General features: G+C 48.9%; 16 protein-coding genes and 1 pseudogene. 15 read left to right on the top strand and 2 right to left on the bottom strand.

Annotation, left to right across the window (positions count from 1 at the left end; translation table 11 throughout):
• Window positions 1–6 precede the first annotated feature (6 nt).
• From OR573_04850 to OR573_04915, 14 genes and pseudogenes are all read left to right on the top strand, one after another.
• Window positions 7–486, top strand: coding sequence for a hypothetical protein (locus OR573_04850; protein XGA80985.1), 480 nt, complete (start codon window positions 7–9; stop codon window positions 484–486).
• A 352-nt stretch (window positions 487–838) separates the two neighbouring features.
• Window positions 839–1,402 (top strand): N-acetylneuraminate synthase family protein, encoded by a 564-nt coding sequence (locus OR573_04855; GenBank protein ID XGA80986.1) that lies wholly within the window; start codon window positions 839–841, stop codon window positions 1,400–1,402.
• Window positions 1,383–2,310, top strand: a pseudogene (locus tag OR573_04860) (IS481 family transposase). The gene OR573_04855 and the pseudogene OR573_04860 overlap by 20 nt, the downstream one beginning before the upstream one ends.
• A 79-nt stretch (window positions 2,311–2,389) precedes the next feature.
• Complete coding sequence (locus OR573_04865) at window positions 2,390–3,364, top strand: glycosyltransferase (protein ID XGA80987.1); 975 nt, start codon at window positions 2,390–2,392, stop codon at window positions 3,362–3,364.
• Window positions 3,361–4,491, top strand: a complete 1,131-nt coding sequence (locus OR573_04870; GenBank protein ID XGA80988.1) for a hypothetical protein — start codon at window positions 3,361–3,363, stop codon at window positions 4,489–4,491. The genes OR573_04865 and OR573_04870 overlap by 4 nt, the downstream gene beginning before the upstream one ends.
• 12 nt (window positions 4,492–4,503) lie before the next feature.
• Window positions 4,504–5,424 (top strand): hypothetical protein, encoded by a 921-nt coding sequence (locus tag OR573_04875; protein ID XGA80989.1) that lies wholly within the window; start codon window positions 4,504–4,506, stop codon window positions 5,422–5,424.
• 300 nt (window positions 5,425–5,724) lie between these two features.
• On the top strand, window positions 5,725–6,738 hold the full coding sequence (gene galE / locus OR573_04880; protein XGA80990.1) for a UDP-glucose 4-epimerase GalE: 1,014 nt from the start codon (window positions 5,725–5,727) through the stop codon (window positions 6,736–6,738).
• Between the two features lie 74 nt (window positions 6,739–6,812).
• Window positions 6,813–7,898 (top strand): glycosyltransferase family 4 protein, encoded by a 1,086-nt coding sequence (locus OR573_04885; protein XGA80991.1) that lies wholly within the window; start codon window positions 6,813–6,815, stop codon window positions 7,896–7,898.
• A 2-nt stretch (window positions 7,899–7,900) separates the two neighbouring features.
• Complete coding sequence (gene asnB, locus OR573_04890; protein XGA80992.1) at window positions 7,901–9,901, top strand: asparagine synthase (glutamine-hydrolyzing); 2,001 nt, start codon at window positions 7,901–7,903, stop codon at window positions 9,899–9,901.
• A gap of 148 nt (window positions 9,902–10,049) precedes the next feature.
• Window positions 10,050–10,991: an EpsG family protein gene (locus tag OR573_04895; protein XGA80993.1), complete on the top strand. Its 942-nt coding sequence runs from the start codon at window positions 10,050–10,052 to the stop codon at window positions 10,989–10,991.
• On the top strand, window positions 10,991–12,106 hold the full coding sequence (locus tag OR573_04900; protein XGA80994.1) for a glycosyltransferase family 4 protein: 1,116 nt from the start codon (window positions 10,991–10,993) through the stop codon (window positions 12,104–12,106). The genes OR573_04895 and OR573_04900 overlap by 1 nt, the downstream gene beginning before the upstream one ends.
• A gap of 67 nt (window positions 12,107–12,173) precedes the next feature.
• Window positions 12,174–13,451, top strand: coding sequence for a Vi polysaccharide biosynthesis UDP-N-acetylglucosamine C-6 dehydrogenase TviB (gene tviB, locus OR573_04905; protein XGA80995.1), 1,278 nt, complete (start codon window positions 12,174–12,176; stop codon window positions 13,449–13,451).
• Window positions 13,452–13,488: 37 nt separating this feature from the next.
• Window positions 13,489–14,511, top strand: coding sequence for an NAD-dependent epimerase (locus OR573_04910; protein ID XGA80996.1), 1,023 nt, complete (start codon window positions 13,489–13,491; stop codon window positions 14,509–14,511).
• Between the two features lie 33 nt (window positions 14,512–14,544).
• Window positions 14,545–15,711, top strand: a complete 1,167-nt coding sequence (locus OR573_04915) for a nucleotide sugar dehydrogenase (GenBank protein XGA80997.1) — start codon at window positions 14,545–14,547, stop codon at window positions 15,709–15,711.
• A gap of 39 nt (window positions 15,712–15,750) precedes the next feature.
• On the opposite strand, the gene OR573_04920 is transcribed toward OR573_04915, so the two are convergent.
• Complete coding sequence (locus OR573_04920) at window positions 15,751–15,924, bottom strand: hypothetical protein (protein XGA80998.1); 174 nt, start codon at window positions 15,922–15,924, stop codon at window positions 15,751–15,753.
• On the opposite strand from OR573_04920, the gene OR573_04925 reads away from it, so the two are divergent.
• Window positions 15,923–18,319, top strand: a complete 2,397-nt coding sequence (locus OR573_04925; protein ID XGA80999.1) for an MraY family glycosyltransferase — start codon at window positions 15,923–15,925, stop codon at window positions 18,317–18,319. The two genes, OR573_04920 and OR573_04925, sit on opposite strands and share 2 nt — an antisense overlap.
• 51 nt (window positions 18,320–18,370) lie before the next feature.
• Here OR573_04925 and OR573_04930 read toward each other — a convergent pair whose 3' ends face one another.
• Window positions 18,371–18,715, bottom strand: a complete 345-nt coding sequence (locus OR573_04930; protein ID XGA81000.1) for a hypothetical protein — start codon at window positions 18,713–18,715, stop codon at window positions 18,371–18,373.
• Between the last annotated feature and the right edge of the window lie 145 nt (window positions 18,716–18,860).

The raw sequence follows: 18,860 nt of genomic DNA on the forward strand, positions 1-18,860 counted from the left end.
GTAAATATGAGTCAAGTTGAAATTATGAATAAGGTCGGTGATAGAGTTTTCCTTAATCCTTACCCCCTATATAGCTATGAAGAACTCGCACTTAAGAGCCTTGGATCGAACACATATAGAGGTTTTCATAAAATAAATAAAAAGATGGGTGGTGCAAAATCAGTTTTTACACGTGTGCTAATAGAGGAAAAGGAAAATATAATAAAGGGTATTAAACTGGCTGAGACGGTGAAATGTATAGATCAGTTTTCAGGTGAAGTCTGTAGTATTATTTCGGATGAGTTGAAGAAAAATATTAAAGGTCATCAGCTGGAGTCTTACAATAAGATCAGGAAGCCTGTAGATATAGTTATTGAGCATATGACAGCTATGTACGAAGGCTTTGAAGACGTAAGAGAGAGAAATACTAAATTTTTATTCCTGCCTTTAGATAGTTGGATGTTTAAATCTGAGTTTTGTTTAGCGAGGAAGAAACAAAAAAATTAAAAATAAAGAGAGGCTTTTATTTTAAGGATATAAGGTGCCGGTCACACTATTACGAAATTCAGGATTTTCTAAAGGATAAAGCTAACCATATTGGCTTAAATAACCGTATATATTTCGATCTGTTATGGAATAAACGTTACAAGTCATCTGGAACTAACTTGTTTCATACCAATCCAGTTAAGAAATGCTAAATAACCACGAATTATGCGCTATGCGTCGTATAATGCTTGATTGTTAAATTCTTTCCCAGTAGCAATGTACTTCTCACACCTCTAACGGCTCGGCTGTCGTAGAAGAAATTCAGGAAGCTATCGATGCAGCCTGTGGAGGTTGAACAGCTAGAGATTCTTCATTGTATAAGTGGCTACCCAGCCCTAGCGGCAGACTACAACTTGCGTACCACCCCGATATGATAAAACGCTTTAGCTTAGTAAAAGGCCTCTCCGACCATACTATTGATAACACCAGCGTCATCACCAGCGTTGCACTCGGTGCCAGCCTGATCGAGAAACACTTTACCCTCGACCGCAACGGTGGCGGACCCGACGACAGCTTCTCCCTGGAACCCGCAGAACTCGCTGCTCTTTGCCGAGATACCAAAACCGCCTGGCAGGCCCTAGGCCAAGTCGATTACGGGCGCAAATCCAGCGAGCAGGACAATGTACAGTTCCGCCGCTCGCTGTATTTTGTGAAAGATCTAAAAGCAGGAGACGTAATTACCGAAGACGGGGTGAGAAGCGTAAGGCCGGGGTATGAATTAGCTCCGAAGATGTTGGTCTACATTATTGGGCAGAGAGTCATTAAATGTGGGGTCCCTGATGATCACATGGGCTATAGAAGTTATCCTCTATTGGCCGCTAGAGAGCTTCTACAGCAATGCACCCGGGAGCAGGTCTATAGACATCAAACTGCATAAGCAAGCGATCACGACACCCATAATCCGTGCTGAGATTCAAGCAGCACCTGCCAATATCAGTGATAGTGAATTGGCGCGCCAGTTTAACGTGACCGATTCGACGATCCGGCGTTGGCTATACCGTGACGATGTTCATGATCGACCGCACACACGGCGTAATCTGCTCGCTACCCTGACGCCTGAGCAGGAAGAAATTGTGATCGCTGCTCGTGAATTTCTGCGCCTTGGCTTGGATGACCTATTAATTGTGGCACGCGAGTTTCTGAATCCTCGTTTGTCGCTCAGCACTGCACCGTATGCTCAAGCGGCGCGAGGTGCAGACACTGGCGGAACTCGCCCGACAAGATGCTGGCGATGACGGTAAGCCCCGGCACAAGCCGTTTAAGGATTATGAGCCGGGTTATATACACATCGATATCAAGCATCTCCCCCAGATGCCTGATGAACAGCACAAACGCTATTTGTACGTTGCCATTGATCGGGCCACTCGCTGGGTGTATCTAGAGGACAGGAACAGCCAATCTTCCAAGGATGCGAAAGCGTTCATGACGCGTGTAGAAGAGAAGGTGCCTTTCAAGATCCAGACGGTGCTGACCGACAATGGTAAATCGTTCACAGACCGCTTCACGCAGGCGGGTGAGCGACAACCGAGTGGCCGCCATCCTTTCGACCAAGTGTGCCAAAAGAAAGGCATTGAGCACCGTCTGATCAAACTTGGGCGACCTCAGACGCATGGCATGGTAGAGCGTTTCAATGGCCGTATTAGTGACGTTCTCGCCACCCGTCGGTATGAATCAAGCGAGGATTTGGAGCAGACACTGAAGCGCTACAATTGGCTTTACAACCACCATATCCCCCAGAAGGCACTGCACCATCAGTCGCAGATCTCAGCGATGAAGGAATGGTAAATTAAGCGGCCCGAGTTATTTAATAAACGGGTAATTAATCACGCGGGACCCGACATATAGAAAAGAGCTAGCTTATATTATGGAAAAAAAAGATGAGCGCAAGAAAATATGTATCATAGCACCATATTCTGGCACTAAGTCTGGTGGTAATCTTGTTCTTAGAAAAATAAAAAACCATCTTAATGGAAAAAATGAATGCACCATGCTTTACGCACCACCTTATTTAAGGGTTAAAGGTTATCGTTTTCTGTTCAGGCTTGCGAAGTATCTAAGATATATTTTGTCTGGTAACTTGTTTAAAAACAAAATTTATTTCTGTAAAACAGTGCCAGATGTTTTGTTTTTTTCTTGGCCTGACGACATTGAGTATGTGGAAGAAAAAAAAATTTGTAGAATCGTTCAAGTAGTACAGTCCGATGATATATGGGGAGCAGAAGTAGAAAATGTAATAAAGGTGAAAAATAAAGATAGCATTGAAAAGGTATATGTTGCTAAACACCTTGCCTCGGATAATGGAAAAGATTTAATAGTAAATTTATTTGAAATGCTAGGTGAAATTAATTCTGGAAGTGTTGGGAAAAGAGGGCAAATTTCTTCTTTTATATCAGGGGCTTGGTTTAAGGGAGCTTATTTAAACGACTATTACTCTAGGCTCTTAGCCAACGAACTTAATTTAGAATACGTTTCCTTCGGGCAGGGGGGAAGTTCCATTTCTGATCGCAGTCTGCCATACTTAAAAAAACCAGATTTGATAAATATTTTGTCGCAAAGTAAGCTGTTCATTTCTCTGTCGCATCATGAAGGTATGCCTATATTGGTTCTTGAAGCTATCGCATCAGGGACACTTTGTGTACTTTCTGATATCCCTGCTCACAGAGAAATCTTTCATAACTTCCCTGAAAGAGTGTATTTATTAGATAGGTCAAAAAAAATCTCTGATTTGAAGGATGAGATAAAAATCAAATTAAATGATTTTGAAAATTTACCCCAGTTGAGAAGTATGAATGAAGAAGGTTATCAATCTTTTGATAAAATATTAGAGTGCATATTGTGAATCGAACTTTATTATTCAGAAGTCACTTGAAGTGGACTAGTTCAGTAAAAAGGTTTTTATATGAAACCCAAGCAACTGGCGCTCCTCCCAAGCGGAAGAAAGATAAAATAAAATTACTTATTATTGCGTTGTTGTCGATTGTCTCTCCTCAGGTCAATTTCAATAAATCATCCAATGTTTTCATCAGAGTGAAAAACAGACAAACTGAAGAAATAGCAAATAATTACTCATCAATTTATATCGGAGGAGACAGAGAGGTTGGTTTTTACCAAATAATATCTGCGCTTGATATGCTTATAATAGATAAGAACTTCATGCCTAGGAGGTTAAGGAAGCTAGCTTTATTTTTGCTGCTAAACTGGATAGATGATAAAAAAACAAAGCTAATTGAAAAAAACTTCTATGTGTATCAAGACTTTTTTAATGGGGAGTCATTTTTAGTATCTTATTTAGGGGTTGTGAATAGTTTTTCAGTTGGTTATCAACATGGGCTTATGCGCTCCAGTATTTTTAATAATTCTAACATATTTCCATGCATTAGATGCAAAATACAAGTAGTTTATAACAATGCCTATAGAGAAAAATTTAGTAAAAAAAATCCTGACGCCTTTTATTTAGTGCATGGATTTCCGGTCGAGTGTTTGGGTGAAAATAATATAAAAAGGTATCCGGTTAAAAAGATTGTTTGGGTAAGCAATAGGGATATAGAAATTAACGATTTTCTAATAAATGGCCTTGCAGATGCTTGCAATGAAGCTGGTATAATATTTTTGATTCGGCTGCATCCAAGTGAATGTAAATCTACCTTCTTTAATAGAGGCTTTGAAATTCAAGAGAAAAATTGTGTGGATGAGGAGACTTTATATGTTGGGGAATTTTCAACTTTTCTCCCAGGAAAATATTATTCAGGAGTACTTGCTGTCGTCATATCGGATCAACTGACAGATGAAGAAGTTAGTTTTTTCGCTGAAGGAAGTGAATCTGTTCCTATTACTGATTTTTCTTCGTTAATTGAAGCAATTAAAGAAAATAATTTTGGCGATTTCATAGCATTAGAGAGAAGTTATGATGCTGGAAAAAAGTCTGAAGAGCTTCTTAAAACCATACGTAGACTTAAGAATAAATGAGTGAGATTTTAAATGGGTACTGTTCCAGATTTTTATTTGGTAATTCCACGTTTTTATGGCTATGAAACTATAATTCGTAAAGAAGCTCAAAGGCTTAATATATGTAGTAAGGTTGTTACTTACTCGAGGATGCCATTCGCAATCACCAAGATTTTGACGTTTTTAGGTTTAAGAAAAAATCTCAATTTAATGAAATTAAAAAGAATAAAAAAAGGGATTTCATCAATCAAAAATAAAAATGTATATGTAATACTAGTTTTAGGTCATGATATTTCGTCTGACGATATTGTTTTTCTCGCAGAAGCTGGAATAAAACCTATATTATATTTATGGGACAAAGTCTCTGATATAGATGAAATATCTTTAATTGATATGAAGAAATATAGCAGCATTGTTTACTCATTCAACCCACAGGATTGCGTCAAATATGATCTTGACTACTTGCCTGTTTTTAGTATTGTTCCGGCATCGTTAGAAAGAAAAAACATCATTTTCAATGATGTTTTTTTTGGTGCGTTTTCGCAAGAGAGAGTGGGCGATTTAAATTCTCATATTTGCAAAGAAGCCAGCGATAAATTAAATATAATATTTCTTTCTACTAGAAGTTTTAAGACTTGGTTTAAAAATTTTAGGTGGGTTCTAAGTTGCCTTGTTAATGGTGCTTCAAGAAAAACAGTTTTTATATTATCTCCTGTGCCTTTTTCCGCAAAGATTTACTATTGGATTGCAGCGAGATCAGCTCGAATACTTGAACACCGTTCCTTAGATGATTCATCAGTGTCTCAAAGATATCTTGACTCTGAGAATCTTGGTGTAGATTTCATTAACTTGGTAAAAAAACAGCGCAACGACAGTTCTCAATATGTGTCAAGGTATGAGAAAAATATAAATTTTGAATCATGGATAAATAGAATTCTGGCTTCGGAGAAGTGAGATATATTATCTTTAAATTAATATTTCTGTATATTTCAGCAGCATATTAACGGTTTAATTTATAGCTTTACTCTCACTGACTGCAAAAACGATAATAACTTGAATCCGTGGGCTTTTTTTAAAAAAATAATTTAAAAAAAGAAAGATAGACCATTTTTCGTTTCATCCAAAATCACGCCTGTTTTTTATAGTAAGTAATTGATGATAAAGATTTTATTCGAGGCTCTCACGGATTCAGTGATAAGGCATATCGAGTGCTTCAGAAGTTTATGGGTTTGTGACTGAAACTGAGAGGGCTTAATGAAGATTATGGTCACCGGTGGTGCTGGCTATCTCGGTTCCCACACCGTGCTGGAGTTGCTTCGCAATGGACATAACGTTGTGGTGTTGGATAATCTTTGCAATTCCTCGCGAGAATCACTGCGAAGAGTGAAGCAACTGGCCGGAACAGATATGGTGTTTGTACAGGGCGATATTCGTGACCGGACTTTGCTGGATCGTTTGTTCAGTGAACATGCGGTCAAAGCCGTGATTCACTTTGCCGGGCTTAAGGCGGTGGGGGAAAGCATGCGGCAGCCGCTCACCTATTACGAGAATAACGTCACCGGCACCGTTACGCTGTGCCAAGCCATGAAGGCGGCTGGAGTCACGCGCCTGGTGTTCAGCTCTTCGGCCACCGTATATGGTGATGCCCACACCATGCCGCTGCATGAAGGCCTTATCACCGGGCTGCCCACCAACCCTTACGGCCGCTCCAAACTGATGGTGGAGGAGGTGCTGAGGGATCTAGCCGTATCGGATCCGCACTGGTCCATTGCGCTGTTGCGCTACTTCAACCCGGTAGGCGCCCATGCAAGCGGGCAGATCGGCGAAGACCCTCAAGGCATTCCCAATAACCTGCTGCCCTATGTGGCTCAGGTCGCCGTGGGACGCCGAGAGTGCCTGGCGATCTATGGCAGCGACTACCCAACGCCAGATGGCACCGGAGTTCGAGACTACATCCATGTGATGGATCTTGCAGAAGGGCACCTGTGCGCGCTGAATGCCCTGGCAGAACGCCACGGAGTGCGCACTTGGAACCTGGGCACTGGCCAGGGACACTCGGTACTCGAGGTGATCAAGGCCTTTGAGGAGGCTTCGGGACGGGAGGTGCCCTATCGCATCGAGCCGCGCCGCTCCGGCGACGTGGCCTCTTGCTGGGCCGATGCGTCACTTGCCGAGCGAGAGCTTTGCTGGAAGGCCCGCCGCAGTCTGGGCGATATGATGGCCGATACCTGGCGCTGGCAGCACAAGAACCCTGATGGCTATCGATGAGAGCAGTATTGCACTTGGGTATTGTGGGCCCGCTTGTATGGACCAATTTTTTTGTCTTTTGTCTGGATAGCTCCTTGAACGTAGAACTATTCTCCAAGTACTCCCGCCTGGGCGCCAGCAGTCGTCTACGCTCCTTGCAGTATCTGCCAGCATTGAAACAGGCTGGTATCAATGTGACTTCCTATGCCTTGTTTGATGATGAGTACCTGAAACATCTCTACGAAGGAAAAGGGCGCTCCTTGGTTTCTGTGGCTTGCTGTTATCTACAACGCATCAAGCAACTACGCAACCTTAAGCAGATTGATCTAATCTGGCTGGAGTATGAAGCACTGCCTTATATCCCATATTGGTTAGAGCAGGGGCTGCTGCCACGTGGTGTGCCGTACGTTGTGGATTATGATGATGCCGTATTCCATAACTATGATCTTTCTTCTCGGCGTTTAGTACGTTCCCTGTTGGGTCAAAAAATAGACAAAGTGATGGCCAATGCATCGGTAGTCATCTGTGGCAATAGTTACCTGGCTGAGCGAGCACACCAGGCCGGTGCAAAACAGGTTGAGCTAGTTCCTACCGTTGTCGATGCCGCCCGTTACTCTGTTTCCAATAAAATATGTCATGAGAAAAGCACACCACTTGTGATTGGCTGGGTTGGCTCGCCTTCCACTCAGCACTACGTGTTGCAGCTGAAACCAGTGCTAGAAGCGATGCATCGCAAATATGGTGTTCGGCTTGTGCTTGTAGGCGCGCATCCTGAGTTAGCTTTTCAGTTTGGCGAATTGCCGGTAGTGATCTTGCCCTGGTCTGAAGAGAGTGAAGCGCATTCAATAGAAAGTTTTGATATCGGTATTATGCCGCTGCATGATGGCCCATGGGAGCGCGGTAAGTGCGGCTACAAGCTGATTCAGTATATGGCGGCTGGTAAACCAGTGGTCGCTTCCCCGGTGGGCGTCAATGTTGAGATAGTTCAGCACTGGCAGTGTGGCGAGCTGGCCGAAAGTTCAGCACAGTGGAGTGATGCGCTTAGCCGCTTACTGGTGGACTCTTCATTACGCCAATCGCTAGGAAAACGGGGCCGACAAGCTGTAGAGCAGCATTATTCATTGCAGGCGCAAGCACCCCTGTTAGCCAACATTCTTTTAAACGCAGGAAGGAAAGGCTGACGATGTGTGGCATTACAGGTTTTTGGGGTCACTCTGCGCCGCAGGAGAATATTGCACGCCATATGGCCTCGCAGATTATTCATCGTGGCCCTGATGACGTTGGTACCTGGTGCGAAGAGCAAGTAGGGCTAAATCTTGCCCACCGGCGCCTCTCCATCCTCGATCTCTCCCCAGCGGGCCATCAGCCCATGCACTCGGCGTGTGGGCGCTATGTGATGGCGTTTAACGGCGAAATTTATAACCATCTGGATATTAGGCGTGAGCTGCAGGAAGTAGAGGGTGAACAAGTTCAGTGGCGGGGTCATTCGGATACCGAGACCCTGCTTCAGGCGGTGGCACACTGGGGCATTGAAGAAACACTAAAGCGCTGTGTGGGCATGCTGGCCATTGCACTGTGGGATCGTAAAACGCACACGCTGACGCTGGCACGTGACCGCTTTGGCGAGAAGCCGCTTTACTATGGCTTTGCCCAAGGTGTCGGTAATGATGATGGCGATATTACTGGGCGTGGCCCCTTGCTGTTTGGTTCAGAGCTTAAGGCCTTAATGGCTCACCCAGAGTGGCAGGGAACTTTAGCTACTGAAGCGTTGGAGGGTTATCTGCGCTTTGGCTGCGTGGGGGGCGGGGCGTGTATCTTTCAGGGCGTGGCCAAGTTGCCGCCGGGGTCTCTGCTGACCATCACTCATGCTAATGTTCAAGCGGGTCGGTTGCCAGCGCCTGTGCAGTGGTGGTCAGCAGAGCAGGCGGCGCGGGCTGCCATGGCAGAACCGCCATTGGCCTCACCAGAAGCAGCTATTGATGCGGTAGAGAAGGCATTGGGCAACGCTGTGCGAAGCCGCATGCTGTCTGATGTGCCTTTGGGGGCTTTTCTCTCCGGCGGTATTGATAGCTCGCTGATTGTGGCCCTGATGCAGCGCCAGTCTGAGCACCCGGTGCGCACCTTCTCGGTAGGTTTTGATGATGCCCGCTATGATGAATCCCGGCATGCAGAAGCCATTGCCAGCCACCTTGGCACACAGCACCTGACGCTGAATGCCACCTCAACTATGGCGCTGGATCTTGTGCCAAGCCTGCCAGAACTCTACGACGAGCCCTTTGCCGATTCCTCCCAGCTGCCTACTGCTCTGGTGTCACGCTTGACCCGTGAGCACGTGACAGTTGCTCTCTCCGGCGATGCGGGTGATGAGCTGTTCGGCGGTTATAACCGCCATTTATGGGTACCGCGCATTTGGCACAATCTCAAACGTTTGCCGTTACCGGCGCGGCGTGCTCTGGCGATGACGCTTAAGGCAATCCCTTCCCACCGTTATGATGCGTTGATGCGCATGGGGGGTAGGGTGATGCCCAAGCGGTTTCAGATGCGCACCTTTGGTGAGAAACTGCATAAGCTTGCTGCCGTGCTGGAAAGTTCTAGCGAGCGGGCGCTATTTGCTGGCGTGGCCTCAATGAACCGCCAGCCCGCTGCGCTGATGAACAATGCTGGCCAGAATGCGCAGCCGGAAGCTCTTTTCCCGGCACTGGCTCACTTCAATAGCGTGGAGTGGATGCTGCTGATGGATACCCTTCACTATATGGTCGACGACGTGCTGGTCAAGGTGGATCGCGCCAGCATGGCCTCTAGCCTGGAAGTACGCGTGCCTTTCCTGGACCCAGAAGTGTTTCATACTGCCTGGCGCATCTCCGCTGAAACCAAGCTCAAGGATGGCCAGGGCAAGTGGGTATTGAGCCAGCTACTCTACCGCCATGTGCCCCGCGAACTGATAGAGCGCCCCAAGATGGGCTTTGCCGTGCCCCTGGATGACTGGCTGCGCGGCCCGCTGCGTGAGTGGGCGGAAAGCCTGCTTACCCCCGCCAGCTTGCAGGCGTTACCCATGCTGAATGCCTATAAAGTGCGCAGGCTTTGGCAGGCGCATCTTAAAGGCCAGGGCCACCATGCCCAGCAACTTTGGGCGGTGTTGCAGCTGCTGGCGTGGCAGCGGCGCTGGCGTCCAAGCCTGCCATAGGTTTTCTATTTAAAGTGCTGCCCCTGCAGCCTTTGTTTTGTAAGTGAGCGTTATGCTGCCTTATTGGTTGTTTTTTTTAATACCCGCCGTTGGTGTGCTTTCCAGACAACGTTTGAACGCCCGCTCTCAGCCTGTGATGTGGTGGCTGGTGGGTAGTTTGTTTACCTTGGTGATAGGTCTGCGCTTTCAGGTCGGCGCCGATTGGTTTTCTTATCTTGCTTATGTAGATCGCGCCGCTGCTATGTCTCTGTTGGAAGTGGTTACAAACGGCGACCCCGGTTATTACCTGCTTAATTGGCTAGCAGTAAAGTTAGGCGGCAATATCTACTGGGTTAATTTGGTCTCTGGCGCAATTTTAATGGCGGGGATTGTTGCCTTTGCGCGCCGTCAGCCCTTGCCCTGGCTGGCGCTGCTGGTGGCTGTGCCTTACCTGATTATTGTGGTGGGTATGGGGTACACCCGTCAGGCTGTCGCCTTGGGGTTTGTGTTGTTAGGCCTGGTGGCGCTGGGCGATGGCCGTGTTCGTACTTTTGTGTTTTGGGTGCTGATTGGGGCGGCGTTTCATAAGTCAGCGGTGCTGATGTTACCGGTGGCAGGCTTGGCGGCTAGCCAGAGCCGCTTTATATCCCTGGCTTGGGGGGCAGCTGCTTCCTTAGTTGGTGGCTATCTATTTTTGTTTGATTCCGTAGACCAGCTATGGGCTAACTACGTAGAAGCGGATTATCAATCTCAGGGTGGGCTAATACGGGTACTGATGAACGCCGTACCGGCCATTATGTTTTTGCTGTTTAACCGGCGAATGCGCTTAAATCGATCTGAACAGCGTTTATGGTGGTGGATGTCAGTATTCGCTATTGCTTGTATTCCCTTAGTGGTGCTGTCATCTACAGCCACGGACCGTGTTGCGCTTTATTTGATTCCACTGCAGTTGTTTGTATTTTCGCATTTACATCTTATTGTCAGTGGCGGTACTAGCCGAGGTTTTATTGTTTTAGGGGTCGTGGCCTATTACACCTTGGTACAGGCAGTCTGGCTGTTCTTTGCCGCCCATGCCTATGCCTGGTTGCCTTACCGCGTGGTGGGTCTTTGATGCAACGCCATCACACTATCGTCCTGGTCGCTAATACCTCCTTTTACCTCTACAACTTTCGCCGTGGCACGCTGTTGGCTCTGCGTGAGGCAGGTTATCGGGTTGTGTCGCTAGCGCCCTTGGATGATTACGCCCAACGCCTGGAAGATGAATTGGGCATTGAGCATCAGGCGCTGCCCATGGAGGGAAAAAGCACTCGTTTGCTTGGCGAGGCCAAAAGCCTGTGGGCACTGGGTAATGCGCTGCGCCGCCTTCAGCCTGCCTTTGTGTTCAACTTTACCGTAAAGGCCAACATTTATTCCGGGTTGGCCTGCCGAGTGCTGGGGATTCCTTACGCTAATAATGTTTCTGGCCTGGGCACGGCCTTTCTTCACGATACCTGGTTGTTTCGCCGGGTACGTTCCCTGTATGGCGTGGCCAACCGTGGCGCCAGGCGGGTTTTTTTCCAGAACCAGGAAGACCACGATCTGTTTCAGTCCCATGGTTTGCTGCGCACCACACCCACCACCGTATTACCTGGGTCGGGTATTGATACCGCCCGCTTTGAATTTTCTTCTCTCCCCGAAAGTGGCCCCTTCACCTTTGTGATGATCGCAAGGCTATTGGGCGATAAGGGTGTACGCGAATACGTGCATGCCGCCGAGCAAGTGATAGCCCAGCACCCCAATACGCGTTTTATGCTGATTGGCCCCCATGGCGCCAGCAACCGCACCGCGATCACTGAATACGAGGTGCGCCAGTGGCAGCAGGTGGGGGTGATTGATTACCTGGGCGAACAGCCTGATGTGCGCTTTTTTATCCAGCAAGCCCATGTGCTGGTGCTGCCTTCTTACCGCGAAGGCATGCCGCGCACCGTGCTGGAGGCAGCGGCCATGGGGCGGCCAGCCATTGTGTCGGATGTGCCGGGTTGCCGCCATGCGGTTAAAGCCGGGGTAACTGGCTGGCTTTGCCAGGTAAAAAGCGCGGATTCATTGGCTAACGCCATGTTGGCTTGCCTTGATAAGCCTCATGCAGAGCTACAGGCGGCAGGCAATGCCGCACGTTTGCGCATTGAGCGTGAATTTGATGAACTGATCGTCATTAATGCCGCCCTGGGTTGTTTATTACCGGATTAAAACCGAGCCCCTGCAAACCAAAGCGTTCATCCCCTCCCTTCAAATCAATCTTATTAAAGGATTCTCGATGCTTAGCATGGATAACGCCCGCCTGGGCATTATCGGCTTGGGCTATGTCGGCCTGCCGTTGGCTGTGGAATTTGGCAAGGTGCTGCCCACTGTGGGGTTTGATATTAACAGTGGGCGAATTGCTGAATTGCGCAGTGGAGTAGATAACACCCTGGAAGTGGAGCCGGAGCTGCTGGCAGAGGCGACCCAGCTTAGTTTCGCCAGTGAGCTGGAAGCCCTGCGTGATTGCAATGTCTATATCGTCACGGTACCCACACCGATTGATAGCACTCGCAGGCCAGACCTTACCCCTTTGATAAAAGCCAGTGAAACCCTGGGCCAGGTGGTGGCCAAGGGCGATGTGGTGATTTATGAGAGCACCGTCTACCCCGGTGCCACGGAAGAAGACTGTATCCCCGTGGTAGAGCGCGTTTCAGGCCTGGTCTACAACCAGGATTTTTTTGCGGGCTATAGCCCGGAGCGCATCAACCCGGGGGATAAGGAGCACCGCGTCACCACCATCAAAAAGGTCACCTCAGGCTCTACGCCTGAAGCCGCTGCTTTTATTGATGCACTTTACTGCAAGGTGATTGTGGCGGGCACCCATCTGGCCAGCAGCATCCGCGTGGCTGAAGCCGCCAAGGTAATTGAGAACACTCAGCGCGATATCAATATTGCCTTGATCAATGAGTTGGCGGTGATTTTTAACCGCCTTGGGATTGATACCGAGGAGGTGCTGGAAGCCGCAGGCACCAAGTGGAATTTTCTGCCTTTTCGGCCGGGCCTGGTGGGTGGCCACTGCATTGGCGTGGACCCTTATTACCTGACTCACAAGGCGGAGCAGGTGGGCTATCACCCGGACATGATTCTGGCCGGGCGGCGCCTGAACGATGGTATGGGCGCCTATGTGGCGGGCCAGCTGATCAAGCAGATGCTCAAGCAGCGCATACAGGTGGAAGGCGCGCGGATTCTGGTGATGGGCCTGACGTTCAAGGAAAACTGCCCGGATATCCGCAATACCCGTGTGGTGGATATTTTGGCGGAACTTGCGGATTACGGTGTCCATGTGGATGTTTTCGATCCTCAGGTGAACAAGGCCGAAGCCTACGCCGAATATGCTATTCACCCTGTCGCAGAGCCCGAGATGGGTGTCTATGACGCCATGGTGCTGGCGGTTTCTCATCGCGAGTTCCGCGCCTTGGGCGCTGAGGGCATTCGTGCCTGGGGCAAGCCGGATCATGTGCTGTATGACCTGAAATATGTGTTGCCTAAAGAAGCGGTGGATCTGCGCCTTTAACGTTCATTACTTGCTTGCTCACCTGGGAAGAAACTCTATGAAAGTGCTTGTTACCGGCAATGCCGGCTTTATTGGTTTTCACACTGCTAAGCGGCTTCTTGAACGTGGCGATAGCGTGATCGGCTTTGATGTGGTGAATGATTATTACGATACAAGTGTCAAAGAGGCGCGCCTTAACATATTGGAAGAGACTGCAGCACGTACGGGCAGTGACTATGTGTTCGTACGCGAGGATCTGGCGGATCAGGTGGCGGTGAATACAGCCTTTGAGGCACATAAGCCAGAGAGAGTGATTCATCTGGCGGCACAGGCGGGGGTGCGTTATTCATTGGAAAACCCGCACGCCTATGTGCAGAGCAATGTGGTGGCTTTTACAAATATTCTTGAGGCTTGCCGTCATCATAAGGTTGAGCATCTCAGCTATGCCAGCACCAGCAGTGTGTATGGCGCGAATACCAAGATGCCGTTTTCTGAACATGAGAGCGTCAATCATCCACTGCAGTTCTATGCGGCCACAAAGAAAGCCAACGAATTGATGGCGCATAGCTATAGCCATCTCTATCGTTTGCCGACGACAGGGTTGCGCTTTTTTACCGTTTACGGCCCCTGGGGGCGCCCGGATATGGCCTTGTTCCTGTTCACCCGGAAAACCCTTGCCGGTGAGCCTATCCAGGTGTTTAACCACGGCAACCACACGCGTGACTTTACTTATGTAGATGATATTGTTGAGGGTGTTGTCAGGGTCAACGATAATATTGCTACGCCAAACCCGGAATGGAACAGCGATAACCCTGACCCGGCTAGCAGTAATGCGCCTTATCGTATTTTCAATATTGGCAACAATGATCCGGTGAAGCTTTCCGCTTATATTGAAGCCATTGAAGAGGCATTGGGCAAGACCGCTATCAAGGAACTCCTGCCGCTTCAGCCGGGTGATGTTCCGGATACCTATGCGGATAGCACGGCATTGGAAAACGCCGTAGGCTATAAACCGGCTACGCCTGTTAAAGAGGGCGTTGCCAACTTTGTTGCCTGGTATCGCGATTTTTACCGCGTCTGATGTTTTTGATGTGAGATTAGTAAAGGAGTAGTAATGAAAATCGCTATTGCGGGCACCGGCTATGTCGGGCTTTCCAATGCCATGTTGCTGGCTCAGCATAATGACGTAGTGGCAGTGGATATCGTGCCGGAAAAGGTCGCGTTGCTGAACGCGGGTACATCACCGATTGAAGATGCGGAGATCAGCGATTTTCTGGCCAACCGAGAGCTTGCGTTCACCGCCACTCTGGATAAACAGGCGGCCTATGGCGATGCGGATTATGTGGTAATCGCCACGCCCACGGATTACGACCCGGTGACCAACTACTTCAACACCCGAAGCGTTGAGGCGGTGATTGAGGATGTGTTGGCGATTAATCCTGAAGCGGTGATGGTGATCAAGTCTACCGTGCCGGTGGGTTATACCGTTGAGGCCTGTGAGCGCTTTGGCACCCGCAACCTGATCTTCTCGCCGGAATTTCTGCGCGAGGGCAAGGCGCTTTTTGACAACCTCCACCCATCGCGGATTATCGTCGGCGAGCGTTCTGAGCGGGCCGAAACCTTTGCGGCGCTGCTTAAGCAGGGCGCTATCAAGCAGGATATTGATGTGCTGTTCACCAACAGCACGGAAGCCGAAGCCATTAAGCTGTTTGCTAATACCTACCTGGCCATGCGGGTGGCGTACTTCAATGAGCTGGATACCTACGCTGAAACCCATGGGCTGGATACCCGCCAGATCATCGAAGGGGTAGGGCTGGACCCGCGCATCGGCAAGCACTACAACAACCCGAGCTTTGGCTATGGCGGTTATTGTCTGCCCAAGGATACCAAGCAGCTGCTGGCCAACTATGAAGATGTGCCGAGCAATATGGTGCAGGCGATTGTGGATGCCAACCGCACCCGCAAGGATTTTATTGCTGAGCAGGTACTCAAGCGCCAGCCTAAAGTTGTGGGTGTTTACCGCCTGATCATGAAGACCGGCTCGGACAACTTCCGTGCCAGCGCCATGCAGGGCGTGATGAAGCGTATCAAGGCCAAGGGCATTGAGGTCATCGTATTCGAGCCTGCCCTGGAAGAGGAGACTTTCTTCGGTTCTCGCGTGCTGCGCGATCTGGACGCGTTCAAGCAGGAAGCGGATGTGGTGCTCTCCAACCGCATGGCGCCTGAACTAGATGATATTGCAGAGAAAGTTTATACACGAGACTTATTTGGTAGCGACTAACAAGCGGCTTAATATTTAATATATATAATTTAGATTTAATTAAAGCAGGCGTGTGCATTTATGCATGCCTGCTTTTTTTTTGGATAAAACTGGAATTAATGTTACAAAAGATGCATTATTTAACACTGCCAGCAAGGCTAAAAAGTTGATTGAATCTGATATTGACTGCCCCGCCTGTTTATTGATAACCGACACACGATAATGGATCATCATGGTCGTTACTCCGTTCCTCCCGTTTTTTGCGTTAATAGTTTCCAGCTTAGCTATTTATTTGCTTCGCTATCCTGCTAGTTATTTAGGTTTAACTGATAAACCTGGTGGGCGCAAGCAGCATCAAGGCATCATTCCCTTGACCGGCGGGTTAGGGGTATTTTGCAGCTTTTTTCTTATACAGCCTTGGTTATCTATTGATTTAATTGAGTTTTTGCCTTTTTATCTGGGGGCTTTGCTCTTATTGATATGTGGTGTTATTGATGATGCCCGTGATATGCAGAGTACAGTCAAGTTGGCTATTCAGGTGCTTGCTGCACTGATAATGGTACTTTGGGGAGGGCAGCAACTTACTTATCTGGGGCAGTTTCCTTACTTTGGTATTATTTCCCTTGGGTGGTTTGCCATACCCTTTACCGTGGTGGCTGTTACAGGGTTGATTAATGCTATCAATATGATGGATGGCGTAGATGGGTTAGCAGGGGGAAGCACGTTAAGTATTTTGGCATGGTTGGCTGTTATTGCCTCGCTTCAAAGTCAGTTACAGCTTTTCAGTATGATATTGGTGCTGGGTGCTGCCATCATCGGTTTCCTGCTATTTAATATGCGTCATCCCTGGCGACGTAAAGCTAGTGTATTTATGGGTGACGCGGGCAGTATGGCGCTGGGGTTTGCAATTGCCTGGTTTGTTATCGCGTTATCACAGAGCGAGCAGTCAGTGCTCAGCCCTATTGCTTATGGTTGGATATTGGCGCTGCCGGTGATGGATACCATCAGTTTAATGTTCCGTCGCCTGCGTAAAGGCCGCAGCCCATTTTCGGCCGACCGTGAACATCTGCACCATATTTTTTTACGTGCTGGATTTTCACCTGGCCAGACTTCGCTCATCTTAATGATACTGGTGGCGTCGCTAGGGGGGGCGGGTGTGTCATTCTCCCTGGCCGGTGTTCCGGACTTACTGCTCCTGGTTGGCTTGCTTGCGGTGATTGCTATCCACGATGTATTCATCCGCCATGCCTGGTTGACCAGCAAGGCGTTGCGCCGCCTTCATCTTGCCATTCTGGGGCGTGAAAAGCAGGCACGCCCACAGCGCCTTCTGTTGCGGCTACAAAACCGCCCTTATGTCGGTAGCAAACGGTACTATGTTGCCATGGTGGGTGCTTATATCATGGTGGCTACCATGGCATTGGATGGGCGCATCGCGCTTATAGGGCTGGCTATACTTTTGGTGGCAGCATTCGTTTGTTGGCCAGTGTTGTGGCGAGACATGACGCGGTTATCCATTTTTTGGGTAAGCCTGTTGCTGACGGCCTATCTGGTGTTGCGAATGCTTCTTGCTGATACCTCTCAGCAAGGTGCATGGTGGCCTTATCTGGGGTTGTCCGGCCTGGTCAGCTTGCCGGTAGCATGGTGGCTTGCTCAGATGCGGATGCATTGGTTCTGGCTGTTTACGGTATGGGTAGGCGGGGGGGCGGTGGCGTTCATGCTGAATGCAGATTGGAGCCAACTGAGCCGTGGAGTCTTTGCAGCGCCGAACGCATGGGGAAACCCAGGGCGTGTCGGGTTTCTTACCAGCGTGGGGTTAATCATGCTGTTGGCCATGCTGTTGTCCAGTTTGCAACGTGTTGGCCGGGGATGGCGGCCTGTTTACCAGACAATGGCGATTGTTATCTTGATCATACCGGGGGTTATGATCTTGATGGGAACAGGGTATGTCACTGCCTGGCTGGCAACACTGGTGGGAAGCATCAGCCTGTTGATGTTAACACTTCTGCTGGGCAAGCATGCCCAGATGGCACCGCGGTTTGTTAGTCCATCCCGCTTTGCACCAATGGTTGTGTTGTTGCTACTTGCCTTCGGTATGCTGAGTCATTACTGGATCACGCGTAACCCTCTAAGTTTTGTTGAAACGGTGCTGCCGCCATTGGAAGCGATTGGCATGTTTCTACGTGGTGAAGTTGAGCAAGCCCATCTTGTGCATGCCGGGACTGTCGAGCGTCTGATGCTCTGGCAGCAGGCCTGGCAAACATGGCAGCTGAATTGGCTGTTTGGCGCGGGTGATGTCGTGGCGGGGAAAGAAGGTGCGTGGTTGATCGGTTATCAGGCTTATCAGTCTTTTTTGGTTAATGTGATCGCCGGAACAGGCTTGGTCGGGGCAAGCGGATTTATTGCTATCATTGTGTTGCCATGGCTATCACTGGGGTGGGTACTATTGAACCGCGTCTGGCGACCGGCGTGGGTCACTGGGCTGTTGAGCTGTCAGGTCGCAGTTCTGGTGCTTTGCATGTTTTCAATGCCCGCACGTTTTTTGGAGCCGCTGGTCTTTTTGATCTTGTTGAATGCCGCAGCGCAGGTCGCTATCTTTCAGCGTAACTGGAGTCAATCTTCCACCCCGTGAATAGTTAACGGGGTGATCTTAGGTTCAGAGTAAGTGTATGCTTCTTCAGCATTAAAAGAGCAAGGACACCAGCATCGCCAATAAGGCGCCAGCCCCCAGCCGCAGTGTCAGTGACAGCGGAATCTTGCCATGGTGTAACCAGGTAGCCAATTCGCCGCAAGCGGCAATACTGATGACGCCCACAAAGGCTAACAAGGGGGGCGATGCGGTACTGATAGCGAGAAGTCCGATACCTTTGATCACGAAGTCATACAGAATCGCGCCGATAATCATCCACAGCAGCCATGCACTGATCGGGTGCTGGAATAGTGAGCGAAAAAAGCGCTTTTTAGGCTGCTTTTTGGGTGTTGGCGTGGGTATTTCACCGCGGAAGGCATAGGGAAGAGTAACGGGCATAGCACTGCACCTGATTGGATAACCTGTATTCAAGCAAAGAAGGCTAGCGAGTGGGGCTGATCAGGTCAACGAGAATATGCGGGGTTGAGTTGATTCACTTTTTCAGATTAAGCTTTTCGACGCTTTAGGGTAGACACTTGTACGC

This window comes from Halomonas sp. CH40, from assembly GCA_041875495.1.
GTDB lineage: Bacteria > Pseudomonadota > Gammaproteobacteria > Pseudomonadales > Halomonadaceae > Vreelandella.

Coding starts and splice junctions, on each gene's coding strand:
- OR573_04900 (XGA80994.1), top strand. CDS start 10,991: ATGCAACGCCATCACACTATCGTCCTGGTCGCTAATACCTCCTTTTAC.
- OR573_04925 (XGA80999.1), top strand. CDS start 15,923: ATGGTCGTTACTCCGTTCCTCCCGTTTTTTGCGTTAATAGTTTCCAGC.
- OR573_04850 (XGA80985.1), top strand. CDS start 7: ATGAGTCAAGTTGAAATTATGAATAAGGTCGGTGATAGAGTTTTCCTT.
- OR573_04915 (XGA80997.1), top strand. CDS start 14,545: ATGAAAATCGCTATTGCGGGCACCGGCTATGTCGGGCTTTCCAATGCC.
- tviB (XGA80995.1), top strand. CDS start 12,174: ATGCTTAGCATGGATAACGCCCGCCTGGGCATTATCGGCTTGGGCTAT.
- OR573_04865 (XGA80987.1), top strand. CDS start 2,390: ATGGAAAAAAAAGATGAGCGCAAGAAAATATGTATCATAGCACCATAT.
- OR573_04930 (XGA81000.1), bottom strand. CDS start 18,715: ATGCCCGTTACTCTTCCCTATGCCTTCCGCGGTGAAATACCCACGCCA.
- OR573_04875 (XGA80989.1), top strand. CDS start 4,504: ATGGGTACTGTTCCAGATTTTTATTTGGTAATTCCACGTTTTTATGGC.
- OR573_04910 (XGA80996.1), top strand. CDS start 13,489: ATGAAAGTGCTTGTTACCGGCAATGCCGGCTTTATTGGTTTTCACACT.
- OR573_04920 (XGA80998.1), bottom strand. CDS start 15,924: ATGATGATCCATTATCGTGTGTCGGTTATCAATAAACAGGCGGGGCAG.
- galE (XGA80990.1), top strand. CDS start 5,725: ATGAAGATTATGGTCACCGGTGGTGCTGGCTATCTCGGTTCCCACACC.
- asnB (XGA80992.1), top strand. CDS start 7,901: ATGTGTGGCATTACAGGTTTTTGGGGTCACTCTGCGCCGCAGGAGAAT.